Below are 17,234 nucleotides of genomic sequence, written 5' to 3'. Positions count from 1 at the left end.
ACGCCCCATTCTCAGCTCTCGCTAGAACGCAATGATTGAGACGTTACAGTCTCGTATCCATGCGAATAAAAGCCAAAGGCAAGCGATCGTTTAGCTTGGCGTTGAGGCAAAAGCGGCGACGGCGCGCTTGAGCCGATCATTCACCGCCTCCCAAGCCGCTGTTTGCGGTGGTTTCTGAATATAGAGATGATGAAAACCTTGTTGGTCTAAGGCTCGCAATAGACCATACAATTGCTGGGCAAAACGCTCAGGATCGGATTCAAGCGCTATGACCGATAAGCCGGCATGCTGCACAGCCTGCCATGCCGAATCAAACACCAACGCGGCCACGCGTGAGTTCGGCGGCATTTCGGCGTCGAGACGAGACAGCAAGGTCTCTACTTGAGGCAACCAATGCAAGGGGGTTTGCGGCGCGTAATGTGATTTTAGGGAACCAGACACCCGCGGCGCGGCTTGGTTTGGATTCAGTGGCTCATAGCCTAAGACCTCGGCTAATTGCAAGCGGCTAATATGGCCTGGCCGGAGTAAGCGTGCCTGCTCACCCTCTTGAATCCGTGAAACATCCAGTATGGTTGATTCGATGCCGATGTCAGCCGCTGCCCCGTCAAGCACTTGTAACAAGCCTGATTGTATTTCAGCAGCAAATTCCTGCCGCACATGTTGACTATTCGTCGGCGATACATGACCAAAACGATTCGCAGAAGGCGCTGCTACCGCGCCTTGGCCGTTGGCCTTAAGCTCACTAAAGGCGCGTAATAATTGTTGTGCTACCGGGTGCGAAGGACAGCGTAAGCCAACGGTATCTTGACCACCACTGACAATGTCCGGCACATGCGCGGTTTTTTTGAGGATCAAGGTGAGTGGCCCGGGCCAGAATCGTTCTATCAGTTGATACGCCACTAGCGGGATTGAATGCGCCCAATACGGTAATTGCGCCTGTGGCGCCACATGCACAATTAAAGGGTGACCTATAGGACGTTGCTTTACCTTGTAAATCAGTTCCAAGGCTTGCGGGTTTTCGGCATCAGCGGCCAAACCGACCACCGTTTCTGTCGGCATGGCTACCAATTTACCATTCAGTAGATGTTGTGCGGCTTGATAAATAGCTGAATCTAGTTGACTCATATTAAGCGGGTATTTGGGCACCTAAGTGGAGAATATCACTCACCGCTTGGGCATTTTGTTTGAGGACCTTAAGATCGGGGTGCACAATATTAATATGGGCCATTTTGCGACCACGATGGGCTTTATCTTTGCCATATAAATGTAAAGAAACACCTGGTATGGCGAGCACTTCTTGCCAAGCGGGTTCACCATAACGACCATCGGCTTGCCACCAGCTATCACCTAAGACATTGAGCATAATGGCTGGTGCCAGAAGTCGTGTACTTCCCAAAGGTAAGCCCGTCAGCGCCCGCACTTGTTGTTCGAATTGGCTACAGGCGCAGGCATTCAGCGTGTAATGACCGCTATTGTGCGGACGAGGTGCAATTTCATTGACGACAAGCTGGTTCTGCCCATAGACAAAAAACTCGACACACAAAACCCCCACATAGTTTAGCTGTTCAGCAATACGGCTGGCATACTCGTAGGCTTGGGTTTGTAACTGACTATCCACATTATCTTCGGCCACATAGGTGCTCGATAAAATGCCGTCGATGTGGTGATTGACAGCGATTGGATAATGTGCAATCTGGCCATCGTGAGCCCGCGCCAAGACCACGGAGACTTCTTGCTTAAGCGCTAGCATTTTTTCGAGAACACATGGGACTTCATGATTGTCTTTAAAGGCTTTTAAGAGCTCAGTCGCATTCGCAACGCGGGCTTGACCCTTGCCGTCATAACCCATTCTGGCCGTCTTGAGGATGGCCGGAAATAGGCTTTCTGAAACGGACTCTATCTCTTGCACACTGTGAATTTCGGCATAGGGCGCCACGGGGATATCGAGGGCATTAACAAACGCTTTTTCACTCATGCGATCTTGCACCACCGCCACGGCAGCGGCACATGGAGCAACGCGATTGCTCATGGATAAGGTTTTTAGGCTTTGCGCTGGGACATTCTCGAATTCAGTCGTGATTACGGGAGCTAGCTGCGCCAATTGTTGCAAGGCTGACGTCTGATCATAGTCAGCATGAATGAAATACTGCGCAATCTGGGCAGCAGGACCGTCTTTTTCGGTGCCCAACACCGCTACCTTGTAACCCATGGCTTGCGCGGCCTGACAGAACATACGACCTAATTGACCGTCCCCCATCATACCTAAGCACTGAGGTGGCAAAAACACATCTGTGGGGGTTGGTGGTAAGGAGGAGGTGCTGTGACTCGTTTGCGTAGTGGCAACGGCAGAAACTGACATTACTGTGGTTCCTTCAAGGGTGGTAAGCGCATGGCTTGAGCTTTAGCGGTTTGACGCTGACGGAAGTTAATGAGTTTTTGGCGTAGGCCCTCATCATGCATAGCGAGATTCGCGATAGCATGTAAGGCCGCATTGGCCGCCCCTGCTATACCAATAGCAAAGGTCGCTACGGGTACGCCTTTGGGCATTTGCACAATCGACAAAAGTGAATCTTCACCCTGTAGATGCTTAGAGGGTACAGGCACACCAAAAACTGGAATCTCGGTTAATGCGGCCAACATACCGGGTAAATGGGCGGCGCCACCAGCGCCCGCTATAACCGCCCTAAAGCCACGATCCCAAGCTTGGGCCCCAAATTCGACCATCTGTAATGGCATGCGATGAGCAGAGATCACTTCTGCTTCATAAGGCACGACAAATTCGTCGAGAATTTCGCAGGCTTTTGACATAATGGGCCAATCACTCTCTGAACCCATTAACACAGCGACTTTGGCTGGCATAGATGCTGACATGGTATTCCCTCGTTAAGCGCTTAATAATTTATAAGCTTCTTGGTATTTAGCGGCGGTTTTTTGGATGATATCCTCTGGTAAGCGCGGCGCAGGCGCTGTCTTGTCCCAGTCCTGTTGCTCTAACCAGTCACGTACAAATTGCTTATCATAAGAAGGTGGGCTGATACCCAACGCATATTCGCTGGCGGGCCAGTAACGTGAAGAATCTGGAGTCAAGACTTCATCCATGAGGTGCAATTGACCGTCTTTATCAAGCCCAAATTCGAACTTCGTATCAGCGATAATTAAGCCTTTGTCTTTGGCAAATTGCGCTGCCTGTGAATATAGTTCTAAAGTGGTGCGACGAATTTGCTCTGCTAAATCCTGGCCCACCGCTTGTACTACGTACTCAAAGCTCACATTCTCGTCATGTTTGCCAAATTCAGCTTTGGCGGCTGGCGTAAAAATAGGTTCGGGCAATTGTTGCGCTTGTTGTAACCCTGCTGGTAGTTCGATCCCACAAATGCTTTGGCGCTCTTGGTACTCACGCCAACCACCGCCAATAATATAACCACGAGCAACGGCTTCGACCAAAATTGGTTTGAGGCGTTTAACGACAACGGCTCGACCACGCACTTGATCCCGCTCTTCGGGTTTAACCACATCTTCGGCTTGGATGTCTGTGGAATGGTTTGGGATCACATGCTGCAATTTGTTGAGCCAAAACTCAGTGAGCTGAGTGAGTACCTGTCCCTTACCAGGGATGGGATCGTCTAAGATGACATCAAAGGCCGAAAGTCTATCGGTGGCCACGACCAGTAATAAGTCATCGCTAACAGCATACATATCGCGCACCTTGCCGCGTCCCAATAATGGTAACGACTGAATATTGGATTCAAATAAAGTGTCCTGAGCCACGTCCAACCCCTTTTACAAAAAGAGCAATTTTAACACGAAAACAAGTACTTAAACGTGGCGCTAAGGGCTTAAGATCTAGGCTTTGTTGTCATTGGGCAAAGGCGTCTTCCATAAAAAAAGCAGGTACCGTAAAGTACCTGCTTTTGGTTGAGTGCGCTTTAGAGTTGAGCTAAAGCGACGACTAGGCTTAGTGAGAAGGGTTGTGTTTTTCTGCACTATTTGACAGGGCTTGTCCGCCTTTAGAAATGTCGTGGCCAACACCCTCCATAGTATTGCAACCCGCGACGGCTAGTAGACCGATAACAGCGAACGCTGAGAGTAATTTTTTTAGAGACATAATCTTATCCTTATTTAACTTGTTGCGCTAATTTACCAGCGCTGTATGCCTGGGCCATCTCGTCAAGTGAGATCGCTTTGATTTTGCTCGCTTGACCAGCAGCACCAAACGCCTCATAGCGTGAAGCACATAATTTCTTAGCGGCTTCACGGGCTTTTTTATTGTACTCCCTTGGGTCGAATTTGGAAGGGTTTTCTTGTAAGAAACGACGGATAGCGCCAGTCATCGCTAGACGAATATCGGTATCGATATTGACCTTACGAACGCCAAATTTGATCGCTTCTTGCAATTCTTCGACAGGTACGCCATAGGTTTCTGGGAAATCGCCACCGAACTCACGTAACTCAGTCAGTAACTCTTGAGGCACACTAGAGCTACCATGCATAACTAAATGCGTATTCGGTAGGCGCGCGTGGATTTCTTTGATGCGTTGCACAGACAAAATATCGCCAGTAGGTTTGCGGGTAAATTTGTAGGCCCCATGACTTGTACCCACGGCAATAGCCAAGGCATCCAATTGCGTAGCGCGCACAAATTCTGCAGCTTGCTCGGGATCGGTAAGTAATTGCTCACGCGTCATTGTACCCTCGGCACCATGACCGTCCTCTTTGTCACCTTTCATGGTTTCTAGTGAGCCCAAGCAACCCAACTCACCTTCGACGCTAACGCCCACTTTGTGAGCCATTTCGACTACGCGGCGAGTCACGTCTACATTGTATTCAAAAGAAGCAATGGTTTTGCCGTCGCTCTCTAGGGAACCGTCCATCATCACACTACTAAAGCCCAAGTCAATAGCGCCCTTGCAGACATCTGGTGATTGACCGTGGTCTTGGTGCATCACGACAGGTATTTCTGGATAAGACTCTACCGCCGCTTGAATTAAATGTTGCAGGAATTTTTCGCCAGCATATTTGCGCGCACCGGCTGAAGCTTGCATAATCACTGGGCTGTTAGTTTCTTTGGCAGCCTCCATGATGGCTTGTACCTGCTCAAGATTATTGACATTAAACGCTGGAATGCCGTAGTTATTTTCGGCAGCATGGTCAAGTAATTGACGCATTGAAACTAAAGCCATTGAGATTTCTCCTGAATCGATTTAAATACTGGTATTGTACGCAAATGCTTGCGTGCATGCGTACAAATATATCTATTCTACTATGATTGATAACGGCGATTCGCTAAACATGGTAACAATTCGCGTACAGACTGCAAGCGTTGTTTGCTAAGTGTTGCGACGGCAATCCCGGGCTCATCTGCAGCCCCAGCTAAAACACTACCCATAGGATCGATAATTTGACTCTGACCACAATTATTAGGCGCTGTTTGACCACTTGCCAAGACATAAGCGGTATTTTCAATCGCTCTGGCCTTGCTCAAAATATCCCAGTGGATTTCCTTGTAGGGGCCCTTAAGCCAGGCCGCACTCAAAGAAATGACGTCAGCACCCGCTTGCACTAAGCGACGACTCAATTCGGGAAAGCGCAAATCATAACAATCGAGTAGGCCGATGGTGAAATCCTTGAGGGCAAATAATCCTAATTCGCTGCCATCTTCATGAATTTCTCCGGGGGCGACCTTGTCTGACTCCTTAAAATTAAAGGCGTCATATAAATGCAATTTGCTATAGCGACAAATCACTTCACCCTCATTATTCATGACCCATAATTGGTTACTCACGCGTGACTCTTGGGCTTCAGTGTGCTCACTGAGTATGCCGACCACGGCGTACATCTGGTGCTGTTGCGTTAGCCGTTGAATGAACTCAACAAAAGCTGGCGAATCTTGCTGAGCGATTTGTTTGAGAACCGCTAATTCCGAGGTGAAGGAACACATAGACGCCTCGGGCAACACTAATAACTCCGCGCCTTCTTTGGCAGCTTGATTAAAAAGCGTTTCGATGGCTTGCTTGTTTTGATTGATATCGTTGACGGCAGCAAACTGACCGACGGCTACTTTCAGTGTTTGCGACATATGGCTCTCCTCTACTTTGATGAGCTGGCTAGCCGCCAGACATCGTTTTTTTAGTGACAAAAAAAGGATTGAGCAGATCAATCCTTTAGGTTTATGGTGCGCAAAAACTCAGTTTATTTACTTTTGGATTTGCTAGCAGATTTCTTTTTGGCTTTAGCTTTAGATTTTGGTGGTTTGCTAGCTTTGACAACGTCTTTTAAGGCTTTACCGGCGCGGAATTTAGGCACATAAGCTTCTTGGATTTTTAATTCTTCGCCAGTCACTGGGTTACGGCCTGTACGTGCTGCACGCTCACCCACTGTAAATGTACCGAATCCAATGAAAGTCACATCTTCATGTTTGACAAGAGAATCCTTGACCGCTGTAAAGACAACATCTAACACTTCACCTGCTTTGGATTTTGGGAGATCAGTTTTACTAGCGATGATATCGATTAACTGAGTTTTATTCATTTAGGTTACCCCTATTGGTTTACGTTGATATTCTAAAGAGAAATACGGATTTATAGTATATGATCATACAGCCGCGCTTTGACTGTCAAGCAAAAACAAAATCAAAATACGGTGCAGTTTAACTAAACCTTATCTGCATTAGATTTTTACAGATTTTTGTTAGATTTTTGTGACAGTTTGACATTTAAGCTAGTTTTTTCAAAGCATTAGCAAAATCATCAATGAGATCTTGAGGGTCTTCGAGACCGACAGAAACACGCAATAAGCCATCGACAATGCCCATTTCGGCGCGTTTTTGTGGGCCCATTTCATGATAGATCGTGCGCGCCACTGGCAAGGCCAGAGTTCGGTTATCTCCCAAATGGGTCGCCAAGACCACGAGTTTGAGCTCATCCAAAAACGCGAGGCAGTCGACATCGTCACTCAGTTCAATGGCCAATAAAGCACCACCATTGCCTCCGAAAAGGTCTTGGCAGCGTTGGTGCTCTGGGTGTGAACTCAACGCCGGATACGTCACCTTATTGATACCCGCTTGATTTTGTAGAAACTCCGCTAATTGTTGCGCCGTCGAGCAATAGCGTTGCATACGTATAGGAAAGGTTTCAGCCCCCATCAGAATCCGATGAGCAGCGTCCGAAGACATGCAAGCCCCGACATCGCGCAAGCCTTTTTTGCGTAATTGCAACAATCCCCAATGATAGACATCGCCTTTTTTGTAGTCATCATAAATATTTGGGTAGCGGCTCCAATCATATAAGCCCGTGACTGTTAAAGAGCCTCCCAGTGCATTGGCATGACCGCAAATATATTTGCTCAAGGAATGCATCACAATGTCGGCTTGCACGTCTTTACCCTTGAGCAACATCGGCGTCGTCATGGTGTTATCTATCACATACACTAGACCATGGGCCTTACACAATTGACCCATTTCTTGGAGGGCCGCCACTTGCGTGCCGGGGTTGGCAATCGTCTCTGTAAACAGCATACGGCTATTGTCTTGGATAGCGGCGCTGATTTCTTGGGCATTGCAGGGATCGACAAAGGTGATTTCAACACCTAGATGAGCGAGTTGCGTAAGCAAACTTTTGGTATTGCCAAAAATAAATTTACTACAAATTAAATGGTCACCCTGTCTGAGTAAACTATAAAAAACAGCACTTAAGGCCGCCATACCACTACTAAAACTAATGGTACCAATCCCCTCTTCTAAGGTGTTGATGAGATCTTCAAGCACGCTCGTAGTCGGCGTGCCTTGGCGTGAATACGTAAAGCCACCTGTGCCTTGAAAGGCAGTGACCAATTCATTCGCATTAGCAAAGGCATACTGACAAGAAACATGAATCGGTTTGTGTACAGCATTATGCTCGATAGCTTGTTGTTGTTCATGATGCACAATTGTTGTGGTTAAACCATATTTACTCATTTATTATCCTTTTTGACTACGTTGACGTACGGTTTCATAGAGACAAACAGCACTAGCTACACTGACATTGAGACTCTCGACCGAGCCCAGCATGGGAATATTGACCAAGACGTCGCACGTTTCTTTGGTCAAACGGCGCATGCCCTTGCCTTCGGCACCCATGACCCAAGCAATTGAACCCGTGGCATCGGCCGCATACATAGTGTCTGACGCTTGATCGTCGGTTCCCACTAATAAGACATCGCGCTCTTTGAGAGCACGCAGGGTCCGCGCTAAATTGGTCACCATAATATAGGGTACGGTTTCGGCCGCGCCACAGGCGACACGCTGCACTGTGGCATTGATACTCACGGCTTTATCTTTAGGGGCAATCACCGCATGCACACCCGCGGCATCGGCCGTTCGCAAACACGCACCGAGATTATGCGGGTCTGTGACACCATCGAGGACCAATAAAAATGCAGGGCCTTCAAGGAGATCGAGCACTTCATCGACCGTCACCGCCAGTGGTGAGGCCTTGGCAAGAGCCACCACACCTTGATGACGGACACCTTTAGCAAGACCGTCGAGACGTTGAGCCTCGACACCATATAGCTTAACTCCCGCGAATTCAGCCTTATTTAGCAAAGACTGCATGCGTTTGTCATGACGGCTTTTGTCAAAATAAAGGCCTGAAATCGAATCAGGATCATGTTTTACACGGGCATTGACAGCATGAAAACCTGCCAAAACTTGGGATTCACTCATAATACTTCTTTACTTAACGTTTTTTGCGCTGACTTTTTTTGCGTTTGCTCTTGCCCTCATTGGCTAGCTTACGAGCGGCAGCACGGCGCTCAGAGGCTGATCCCTTGAGCGCTTTGGGTTTGGGTTTGGCGGCTTTTTTGTAGCGCCGTGGAGGGGCGTCTTGCCCACCTTTAATGGCTTTGCGAATGCTATCCACACTAGTGCCCTTGAGGAGTTTGAATTCAATTTTGCGTGCCTCAAGGTCGACCCGACTGATCTGTACGGTGACGGCATCGGTCAAGCGATAACGTTTGCCCGTGCGTTCACCTTGGAGCTCATGCAATTGCTCATGATATTGAAAATATTCATCGCCCAATTGCGTGACATGGACTAAACCTTCGATATAAAGCGAATCGAGCGTGACAAAAATGCCGAAATTGCTAACACCGGTGATTTTGCCACTAAAGACATCACCGACAGCATCGCGCATAAACCAACATTTGAGCCAAGCTTGAACATCGTAGGAAGCTTCGTCGGCGCGTCGTTCAAAGGCCGAATGCAAAATACCAAGGCGTTCCCAGACCGCATGCTCGTATTCTTTTTTGGATTCCCCTTTGGCGCGTTCAATGCCTTCAATTTGTGGCACATATTCTTTGTGGTGCAATACCGACTTGATCACGCGGTGGGTTAACAGGTCAGGATAACGGCGAATCGGCGAGGTAAAGTGGCTATAAGCACTATAGGCTAAGCCAAAGTGACCATCGTTATCGGGAGAATATACGGCTTGCTGCATAGAGCGTAAGACCATGCTTTGGATAATCTGAAAATCCTCTCTTTCACGAGCCTTACTAATTAACTCGGCATAATCAAGGCTGCTAGGCTCATTACCACCGCCCAGCTGTAAACCCGTGAACTTTAGGTAGTCGCGTAGCATGCTGAGCTTTTCGGGGGTAGGACCACCATGCACACGATACAAGCCTTGTTTTTTGTGCTTTTGCATAAAGTCAGCCGCGCAGGTATTGGCGGCCAGCATACATTCTTCTATCAGGCGATGCGCATCATTGCGATAAAACGGCACGATTTGTTCGATTTTGCCCACGTCATTACAGATGATTTTGGTTTCTACCGTATCAAAATCCATGGCACCCCGCTGCTTACGCTGGGCGTGTAGTAATTCGAACAAACTATACAAATCTCGAATTTGCGGCAACACGTCTTGTAATTGTTGCGCTTGCGGTCCCTCAGCATTTTGCAATGCCTCCCAAGCCTGACTGTAAGTCACCCGATGGTGCGAGCAAATCACGGCTTCATAAAATTGATAGGCTTTGACCTGACCTTGTTTGCGCCCAGTCGCAGGAATAATCATGTCGCACACTAAGGCTAAGCGATCAACCTGAGGATTGAGTGAACATAAACCGTTAGAGAGCTTCTCGGGCAACATGGGGATGACACGACGCGGGAAATACACACTCGTCCCTCTCTCGGCAGCATCTTTGTCGAGCGCATCTTGGGGTTTGACGTAGTGGGCAACGTCTGCAATGGCTACTAGTAAACGCCAGGCCTTGGCCTTACCACGGCCACTGGGAATACTGGTTTCTTGACAAAAAACGGCATCATCAAAATCGCGTGCATCCTCGCCATCAATCGTAATCAGCGGCACATCGCGTAAATCGACTCGATGCTTGAGATCTTTGGTTTGAACCGTGTCAGGGAGTTTATCGGCTTGCTGTAAAGCCGCTTTAGAAAAAAACTGCGGTACATTGAATTTACGTACCGCAATTTCAATCTCCATGCCAGGATCATCAATCTCACCGAGCACTTCGATGATTTTGCCTTGGGCCGCGATTTGGCGCGTCGGTTGACGAATAATCTCGACCGTCACTACCATGCCCACTTGGGCTTGACCAATATCTCGAGGCGCAACCAGAATATCGTTTTTGATACGATGATCCTCTGGAGCCACTACAAATTGGCTGCCTTCTTGCAGCAGGCGACCAACTAAACGTACATTCGCACGTTTGACGACCTCGAGGATAATGGCCTCGGATTTACCGCGTACATTGCCTGCGGCTTTGGCAAGTACTTCGTCACCATGCATGACTTTTTGCATTTCGCGTGGTGATATATAGAGATCTTCTTTCTTTTTGTCGAAAGGAATTAAAAAACCAAAGCCGTCCTTGTGACCTTGCACAATACCGGCGATAAGGCTGGGATCTGGCGCCAATAAATACCAGCTGCCGCCTTCATTTTGCGCCAGCTGCGCATCTCTTTGCATGGCCGCTAAGCGGTTCTCTAAGCCTTTGATAGCGGTCTTAGTGCTGAGATGAAAATGCTTGACTAAATCTTTGCTAAGGAGAGGTTTGTTTTGGCTGCGAAACAGCGCGAGTATCTGTTCTCGTGAAGGCACATCAACATCAAATGCTTCTTCTTGGTCTGAAAATTCAGGATTATCCTGCTTCAAAATAATTACCTCAATAAAACTTTTGATATAAGTAGCGAACAATTAATAACAAGCTCATGATCACGATCATCGGCCGAATAAAACGCGTGCCGTGACTTAATACGACTCGTGAACCGTAAAAGGCACCTAGCCATTGGCCCAGCATCATGCTCAGACCAATAAACCAAATTACCTTTCCCCCTGCGATATACAAAACAACGGAGGCTATATTACTGGTGCAATTAAAAAATTTTGCATTGGCGGTGGCCTTAATGATTTGCTGTCCCTTAAGGGCAACATTGGCCAAGGAGAAAAAGGAACCCGTACCCGGACCGAAAAAGCCATCATAAAAACCAATCGCGGGGGCTACCGTGGCATTAAAGGCGGTATTGGATAGACGCGGTGCCCGCTCGACCTTACCCGCGGCAGGCGCTAATAGGAAGTACAAGCCGATCACGATCAAAACAATGGGGATAATGACATCTAGGGCGCTTGGATTGATACTATAGACCAACGCTGTGCCCAGAGCAGAACCGATGAGAGAGGTCACAGCGGGCACCCATGATTCACGAATATTGAGAATCTGTCGTCGTGCCATGGTCAGGGTCGCCACAAACGTCCCGAAGGATCCTTGTAATTTATTAGTGGCTAAGGCATTAATCACTGGCAATCCACAAGAAAGTAATACTGGCACCGTTATGAGACCGCCGCCACCAGCGATGGTATCTATAAAACCTGCTAAAGCCGCCACCAAAAACAATAGCAGTAAGATCTCCCAACCAATTTGTAAATCCATAAGTCCCCTGACTCCTTTTATGCAGTAGGCTCTGCACTTTTTGTCTTATAATTAAAACTTATTTTATGCTTATATCATACGCTAAAAAGCGGCTATTTATAAAGCACCCAAAAAGGAAATTGCTAAATGTCTTATCTCGCCATCAAACACATTCATCTCAGTTTGGCTGTGCTCACATTTGCTTTTTTCTTGCTGCGCTCTTTTTGGTCAATTCAAGGTTCTGCTCTACTACAACATAAAGTCGTTCGAGCCTTACCGCATATGATCGATACCTGTTTATTGCTTTGCGGACTATGGCTAGCCTCAATTATCGGCTTTAATCACCCTTTTATTTTTGCCAAAATCGTCGGTCTGCTGCTGTATATAGTATTCGGGACGATTGCCATTAAACGTGGCAAAACCAAGGGGCAAAAAATCCTCGGTTTACTGCTTGCTACCCTGGCTTACGCCTATATTATTGGCTGCGCCTTCACTAAGAGCCCCTTATCATGGTTGACTTGGCTCTAAAAAAGCCTAGAGGCTCACTCTAGGCTAGTGGGGCAGTTAGTTAAGACTCAACGATATAGCGCATGGTTTTATGGTCAATACCCGCATCTTTGTATACTTGCCCTTCTGCTACAAAACCATGCTTGACATAAAACGCCAAGGCCTGCACCTGAGCACTAAGCAGCAAGGCTTGGTGGCCACGACGGCGGCCTTCAGCCATCAAACACTGCAATACCCGACTCCCTAACCCCGTACCCCGATGCGCCGGCAAAACCGCCATGCGGCCAATATAGCCATCGGGCAATAAACGCCCCGTGGCGACGGCCTGCTGCTGGGCATCAAAAGCCACCACATGCAGGCACTGCTCATCCATAGCGTCAAATTCGAGCTCCAGAGGCACCTGTTGCTCTTGTACAAACACAGCTAAACGCACGGCACTTGCCGCTTCACGCAACGTTTGCCAAGCGCCAGCACGTAACTGATAAGTGTTTGTCATCGCGGACCTCATTGTTTTTTGGGTTAATACACGTCGTTATACAGATTGAGTGCTAGAGAGCTTTTCTAGGCGCCAGTGCCCTCCTTTTTCGAGGGCTAAAATATCGCTATGATGCACTTTAAGGGTGCTACGATGGCCGACACTAATGAGTCGCAAATTAGGGAGTTCTTCATGTACTAAGCGATACATGGCGTCTTCCAAACCTTCATCCATCGCCGAGGTGGCTTCATCCAGAAAGGCGACCTTAGGTTTCAGTAATAATAAACGCGCAAAGGCGACCCGCTGTTGCTCGCCTTGGGAGAGCGTATGCATCCAATGCGACTCTTCTTGCAGATGAGCAATTAAGTGACCGAGATTGACTTTTTTCAGCACTGTAGTCGCTTGTTCTAAGGCATTATGAGGAACGGCTTCGGGATAGTACAAGACATCCAATAAATTGCCTTCGGGCAAATACGGTTTTTGAGATAAGAAGATCGTGTCTTCTTTGGGACAAACAATCTGGCCATCTGCATACGGCCAAAGACCCGCCACAGTACGCAAGATGGTGGTTTTGCCCGCCCCTGAAGGCCCTTGCAATAACAGCGATTGTCCTTCGGCCACGGCAAAAGATAGGTCTTGCACCAATGCTTCTTGAGCGGGTGTATAAATATTGACGTGCTGCAGGCTGACCTCATGCGCTTGTACACTACGATTGGGTACCGGTAGACTCTCGGTTTGATCTAGGCTTTGGTAGAAACTTGCGAGTCGGAATAAAGTGGCTTTGTACCCTGCAAAATCATCATAGACTGTGCGGAAAAAAGACAGGCTGTCTTGTAATTGACCAAAGGCTTGGGCGGTTTGCACCATATCCCCCAAAGATAATTTGTCGGCAAAAAAGCGGGGGGCTTGTACGATAAATGGGAAAATGACCGCCAACTGTGACACCCCTAGGTTAAAGCCCTGAAATTTAAGGGATCGAAAGACAATCGCCCAATAGTTTTGAATAATCTGTTTGAAACTACGCAATAATTTACTGCGCTCGATTTTTTCGCCCCCATAAAAAGCAATGCTCTCTGCATATTCGCGCACGCGAATCAAGGAATAACGGTAGTTTGCGTTAAGACGTTCATCTAAGAAATTGAGTCGAATTAATGGTCGCCCAATTTTGAAAGCAAATACAGTGGCAATCAACACATAAATAAATAAGATAAAGACCATACCGCGAGGAATAGTGACGCCAAAGATATTAATATCACCTGACAAACCCCATAAAATCCAGGTAAATGAAACGGTCGAGACCAAACTCGTGACCACCCCTAACATGAGGGTCATAGACGTATTTGCAAATTCGGTGACATCTTGCTGGATGCGTTGGTCCGGGTTATCAATCTTTTGCTTTAAGAAAAATAAGCGGTAGTAGCTTTTGTTTTGCATCCATCGAGTCAGTAATTGGTCATTGAGTGTTTCACGCCAGCCAATAATAAAACGTTGTTGCAAATAAAAAGACACTAAGATACGAATCACATGAATCAGCGCCAAGACGCTAAATACCCCCATTTGCATCCAAAACACCGACTCGTTTTTTGCCTGGAGGGCGCTATACATGCTGTTGTACCAATTTGAGAACAAGATATTAATTCGTACGCCAAACAAGCTCAGAAATAAAATAATGGCAAACATTACTAAGCTTTTGGGGTGGCGTCGCGGATTGAAGTATTGTCCGCCAATCAACCAAAATTGCTGAGCCCAGGTAGTGGTTTTGATCAAAATAAGGCCAACAATAATCACCCCTATTACCGAGCCCACAAATGACATTACAATCCAATGGCCGCTGTCTAATAACTCTTTAGCCCAATCCATAGATAAATTTCCAAATTTTATGCAAAACTAAGCTGTTTATCATAACGTGAATTTGCGAATATTCTCTTATTCCCTAGGGATTTTAGATATTTTAAAAAGGCGTGTGGCTACAGCCGTGCTAGACTTAAGCAGATGGATTTAAAAAGCTCAACAGCTAGGACAAAAAGATGCAAGAAGCGATTATTTTAGGTGGTGGCATTATTGGTCTTGCCAGCGCTTATTATTTACAAAAAAATGGCTACAAAATAACGGTGATTGATAGACAAGCCGAGGTAGGTCTAGAAACTAGCTTTGCTAACGGCGCCCAACTTTCCTACAGTTATGTGGCTCCGCTGGCGGAACCCAGTGTTTTGCCCAAACTGCCACATTGGTTATTGGATCGCCAATCCCCTTTGCGCTTTAAACCTAGCCTTGATCCTGCCGATTTGTGCTGGGGCCTTAAATTTCTCAAAGCGTGTAATGCCTCCCTCAGTCGGCAAACGACTCGTGAGTTACTGAGCTTATCTTTTCTGAGTCGAGATTTATTCCATGAATTGCAACCGCAATTAGGGGACATTAGCTTTGCGGCGGCCGGTAAGCTTGTCATGCATAGAGATCCATCATCCTTCGCTCATGCCCAAGCGCAACTACAGGTGCAACAACAATTAGGCTGCAAACAAGAGGCGCTCGATATTCAACAATGTATTGCTAAAGAACCCGCCCTTGCTCCACTGGCCTCAACATTTTGTGGAGGCATCTATACCGATAGCGAAGAAGTGGCTGATAGTTATAAATTTTGTCTTGCACTCAAACACTTATTAGAGCAGCAAGGCGCACAATTTCTCACAGGGCGTACGATTATGTCTTTACGCCAAACGCCTGACCAACGCGTTAGCCTCCAGTTAGACGATGGCCAATGCTTACAAGCGCCCGTCATAGTGGCGGCCTTGGGCAGTTTTACTCCCCAGCTTCTGAAACCTTTAGGTCTGAGCCTACCGATCGCCCCCCTCAAGGGCTACAGCCTAACGTTAGAGATTACCCAGCCACAAGCGGCACCACACATCAGTATTACTGATTTCCAAAAAAAAGTCGTTTTTGCCCGTTTGGATCATCGTTTACGTGTGGCAGGAATGGCCGATAGAGTAGGTTTAGACCAATCACTGGCGCGCGATCGTATCGATTTGCTCAAGCAACAAGCAAAAGCGGTCTTCCCAGAAGCCGGATCCTATGACGAGGCGATCACCTGGGCGGGCCTCAGACCGGCCACCCCAAAAGGCAAACCCATTATTGATAAAACACCATTCAAAAATCTTTATATTAATAGTGGCCAAGGCGCATTAGGCCTAACACTGGCATTGGGTTCAGCCGCCCTCTTAGTCGATGTTATTGAGGGTCAGAACAGCCGCATCGATGTCAGACCATTTAGTCTGGCGCAAGCCTAGGAGCATGGTTTTTATAAGCGTTGCATAGGCAGACCCTAGCGATTTTTGCTGGGCTATAGCTCTAGTACTGCACACGGCTTATACTAGTAGTAGAATGAACGTTTCAAATAATAAATAACATTTATACATAAAGGAGTGTCACCCATGTCCATGGCAGATAAAGACGGATTCATCTGGTACAACGGTAAATTAGTGGAATGGCGTCAAGCCCAAACCCACGTACTGACTCATACCCTACACTACGGCATGGGCGTATTCGAAGGTGTTCGTGCCTACGAAACTAACCAAGGCCCAGCGATTTTCCGCCTCCAGGATCATACTAATCGTTTTTTTGACTCAGCCAAGATTGTCAATATGCAGCTGCCTTTTTCCAAAGAGGAAATCAATCAAGCGCATTTCGACGTCGTCAAAGCGAATCATTTGCAATCTTGTTATTTCCGTCCGATGGCCTTTTATGGCTCCGAAAAACTTGGCGTCGGTCCCAAAGCCGATGACATTCAAGTGATTGTGGCGGCTTGGGAATGGGGTAAATATTTAGGTGATGAAGGCATCAACAAAGGCATTCGCTGTAAGATCAGTAGTTACACGCGCCATCATCCCAATATCACTATGATCAAAGCCAAGGCCAATGGTAATTATATGAACTCCATCATGGCCAACACCGAAGCACTCCAAGAAGGTTACGATGAAGCGATCTTGCTAGACGCACAAGGTTATGTGGCCGAAGGTTCCGGCGAAAATATTTTCTTAGTAAGCCAAGGTGTCCTCTATACGCCTGCCTTAGATGTGGCTCTCAATGGTATTACACGCCGTACGATTATCACACTAGCCAAAGAACTGGGGCTCGAGGTCATTGAAAAACGTATCACGCGTGATGAACTCTACATCGCTGATGAAGTTTTCTTTACAGGTACGGCCGCCGAGGTCACTCCTATCCGTGAAATTGATCGTCGTCCAATCGGTAATGGCAGCCGCGGCCCCATCACTGAGAAACTCCAACATCGTTTCTTTGAGATCGTCAACGGCAAATCTCAAGATCACAGTGATTGGCTCACGTTCATCAAGTAAACACTTTTTTG

The 17,234-nt window shown here is 47.3% G+C and carries 17 protein-coding genes; 3 read left to right on the top strand and 14 right to left on the bottom strand.

Annotated features, from left to right (window positions below; all coding sequences use genetic code 11):
- Positions 1-90 precede the first annotated feature (90 nt).
- The 12 genes from Q335_RS0100985 to Q335_RS0100930 all read right to left on the bottom strand — a co-directional run bounded on the left by Q335_RS0100985 (position 91) and on the right by Q335_RS0100930 (position 11,913).
- Positions 91-1,125, bottom strand: coding sequence for an L-threonylcarbamoyladenylate synthase (locus tag Q335_RS0100985; protein WP_028357026.1), 1,035 nt, complete (start codon positions 1,123-1,125; stop codon positions 91-93).
- 1 nt (position 1,126) lies between these two features.
- Entirely contained in the window at positions 1,127-2,359 is a 1,233-nt protein-coding gene (locus Q335_RS0100980; RefSeq protein ID WP_084493486.1) for a 5-(carboxyamino)imidazole ribonucleotide synthase, read from the bottom strand.
- On the bottom strand, positions 2,359-2,871 hold the full coding sequence (purE, locus tag Q335_RS0100975; protein ID WP_028357024.1) for a 5-(carboxyamino)imidazole ribonucleotide mutase: 513 nt from the start codon (positions 2,869-2,871) through the stop codon (positions 2,359-2,361). The genes Q335_RS0100980 and purE overlap by 1 nt, the downstream gene beginning before the upstream one ends.
- A 12-nt stretch (positions 2,872-2,883) precedes the next feature.
- Complete coding sequence (locus Q335_RS0100970) at positions 2,884-3,768, bottom strand: phosphoribosylaminoimidazolesuccinocarboxamide synthase (protein ID WP_038369130.1); 885 nt, start codon at positions 3,766-3,768, stop codon at positions 2,884-2,886.
- A 187-nt stretch (positions 3,769-3,955) separates the two neighbouring features.
- Positions 3,956-4,105: an entericidin A/B family lipoprotein gene (locus Q335_RS09935; protein ID WP_051532197.1), complete on the bottom strand. Its 150-nt coding sequence runs from the start codon at positions 4,103-4,105 to the stop codon at positions 3,956-3,958.
- Between the two features lie 10 nt (positions 4,106-4,115).
- A complete protein-coding gene (fba, locus tag Q335_RS0100960; protein WP_028357022.1) occupies positions 4,116-5,180 on the bottom strand; it encodes a class II fructose-bisphosphate aldolase in 1,065 nt (354 codons plus the stop codon).
- A gap of 80 nt (positions 5,181-5,260) precedes the next feature.
- Positions 5,261-6,076 carry a carbon-nitrogen hydrolase family protein gene (locus Q335_RS0100955; protein WP_038369128.1) on the bottom strand — a complete coding sequence of 272 codons (816 nt, stop codon included), beginning with the start codon at positions 6,074-6,076 and terminating at the stop codon, positions 5,261-5,263.
- A 113-nt stretch (positions 6,077-6,189) separates the two neighbouring features.
- Positions 6,190-6,528 (bottom strand): HU family DNA-binding protein, encoded by a 339-nt coding sequence (locus tag Q335_RS08830; protein ID WP_051532196.1) that lies wholly within the window; start codon positions 6,526-6,528, stop codon positions 6,190-6,192.
- A gap of 184 nt (positions 6,529-6,712) precedes the next feature.
- Positions 6,713-7,951 carry a cystathionine gamma-synthase family protein gene (locus Q335_RS0100945; protein WP_028357020.1) on the bottom strand — a complete coding sequence of 413 codons (1,239 nt, stop codon included), beginning with the start codon at positions 7,949-7,951 and terminating at the stop codon, positions 6,713-6,715.
- A gap of 3 nt (positions 7,952-7,954) precedes the next feature.
- Positions 7,955-8,698: a 23S rRNA (guanosine(2251)-2'-O)-methyltransferase RlmB gene (gene rlmB, locus Q335_RS0100940; RefSeq protein ID WP_028357019.1), complete on the bottom strand. Its 744-nt coding sequence runs from the start codon at positions 8,696-8,698 to the stop codon at positions 7,955-7,957.
- Between the two features lie 13 nt (positions 8,699-8,711).
- Positions 8,712-11,141 (bottom strand): ribonuclease R, encoded by a 2,430-nt coding sequence (gene rnr / locus Q335_RS0100935; RefSeq protein ID WP_425393498.1) that lies wholly within the window; start codon positions 11,139-11,141, stop codon positions 8,712-8,714.
- A gap of 7 nt (positions 11,142-11,148) precedes the next feature.
- Complete coding sequence (locus Q335_RS0100930; RefSeq protein ID WP_028357017.1) at positions 11,149-11,913, bottom strand: TSUP family transporter; 765 nt, start codon at positions 11,911-11,913, stop codon at positions 11,149-11,151.
- 126 nt (positions 11,914-12,039) lie between these two features.
- On the opposite strand from Q335_RS0100930, the gene Q335_RS0100925 reads away from it, so the two are divergent.
- Positions 12,040-12,420: a SirB2 family protein gene (locus Q335_RS0100925; RefSeq protein ID WP_028357016.1), complete on the top strand. Its 381-nt coding sequence runs from the start codon at positions 12,040-12,042 to the stop codon at positions 12,418-12,420.
- A gap of 40 nt (positions 12,421-12,460) precedes the next feature.
- On the opposite strand, the gene Q335_RS0100920 is transcribed toward Q335_RS0100925, so the two are convergent.
- On the bottom strand, positions 12,461-12,895 hold the full coding sequence (locus Q335_RS0100920; protein WP_028357015.1) for a GNAT family N-acetyltransferase: 435 nt from the start codon (positions 12,893-12,895) through the stop codon (positions 12,461-12,463).
- A 36-nt stretch (positions 12,896-12,931) separates the two neighbouring features.
- On the bottom strand, positions 12,932-14,734 hold the full coding sequence (locus tag Q335_RS0100915; protein WP_028357014.1) for an ABC transporter ATP-binding protein/permease: 1,803 nt from the start codon (positions 14,732-14,734) through the stop codon (positions 12,932-12,934).
- Positions 14,735-14,901: 167 nt separating this feature from the next.
- Here Q335_RS0100915 and Q335_RS0100910 point away from each other — a divergent pair, with 167 nt between their 5' ends.
- Positions 14,902-16,155, top strand: a complete 1,254-nt coding sequence (locus Q335_RS0100910; protein ID WP_028357013.1) for a D-amino acid dehydrogenase — start codon at positions 14,902-14,904, stop codon at positions 16,153-16,155.
- Positions 16,156-16,290: 135 nt separating this feature from the next.
- Positions 16,291-17,223: a branched-chain amino acid transaminase gene (locus tag Q335_RS0100905; RefSeq protein ID WP_211248233.1), complete on the top strand. Its 933-nt coding sequence runs from the start codon at positions 16,291-16,293 to the stop codon at positions 17,221-17,223.
- The last annotated feature ends 11 nt before the right edge of the window (positions 17,224-17,234 follow it).

It is taken from the genome of Brackiella oedipodis DSM 13743, from assembly GCF_000621025.1.
GTDB lineage: Bacteria > Pseudomonadota > Gammaproteobacteria > Burkholderiales > Burkholderiaceae_B > Oligella > Oligella oedipodis.
Note: the sequence above shows the minus strand (reverse complement) of the source record. Positions and strands in the feature narration are given on the sequence as shown.

What these genes read in the sequence shown, in the direction of transcription:
- Q335_RS0100985 (WP_028357026.1), bottom strand. Translation starts at nt 1,125, where the DNA reads ATGAGTCAACTAGATTCAGCTATTTATCAAGCCGCACAACATCTACTG.
- purE (WP_028357024.1), bottom strand. Translation starts at nt 2,871, where the DNA reads ATGTCAGCATCTATGCCAGCCAAAGTCGCTGTGTTAATGGGTTCAGAG.
- Q335_RS0100955 (WP_038369128.1), bottom strand. Translation starts at nt 6,076, where the DNA reads ATGTCGCAAACACTGAAAGTAGCCGTCGGTCAGTTTGCTGCCGTCAAC.
- Q335_RS08830 (WP_051532196.1), bottom strand. Translation starts at nt 6,528, where the DNA reads ATGAATAAAACTCAGTTAATCGATATCATCGCTAGTAAAACTGATCTC.
- Q335_RS09935 (WP_051532197.1), bottom strand. Translation starts at nt 4,105, where the DNA reads ATGTCTCTAAAAAAATTACTCTCAGCGTTCGCTGTTATCGGTCTACTA.
- Q335_RS0100980 (WP_084493486.1), bottom strand. Translation starts at nt 2,359, where the DNA reads ATGTCAGTTTCTGCCGTTGCCACTACGCAAACGAGTCACAGCACCTCC.
- Q335_RS0100925 (WP_028357016.1), top strand. Translation starts at nt 12,040, where the DNA reads ATGTCTTATCTCGCCATCAAACACATTCATCTCAGTTTGGCTGTGCTC.
- rlmB (WP_028357019.1), bottom strand. Translation starts at nt 8,698, where the DNA reads ATGAGTGAATCCCAAGTTTTGGCAGGTTTTCATGCTGTCAATGCCCGT.
- Q335_RS0100930 (WP_028357017.1), bottom strand. Translation starts at nt 11,913, where the DNA reads ATGGATTTACAAATTGGTTGGGAGATCTTACTGCTATTGTTTTTGGTG.
- Q335_RS0100945 (WP_028357020.1), bottom strand. Translation starts at nt 7,951, where the DNA reads ATGAGTAAATATGGTTTAACCACAACAATTGTGCATCATGAACAACAA.
- fba (WP_028357022.1), bottom strand. Translation starts at nt 5,180, where the DNA reads ATGGCTTTAGTTTCAATGCGTCAATTACTTGACCATGCTGCCGAAAAT.
- Q335_RS0100915 (WP_028357014.1), bottom strand. Translation starts at nt 14,734, where the DNA reads ATGGATTGGGCTAAAGAGTTATTAGACAGCGGCCATTGGATTGTAATG.
- Q335_RS0100920 (WP_028357015.1), bottom strand. Translation starts at nt 12,895, where the DNA reads ATGACAAACACTTATCAGTTACGTGCTGGCGCTTGGCAAACGTTGCGT.
- Q335_RS0100910 (WP_028357013.1), top strand. Translation starts at nt 14,902, where the DNA reads ATGCAAGAAGCGATTATTTTAGGTGGTGGCATTATTGGTCTTGCCAGC.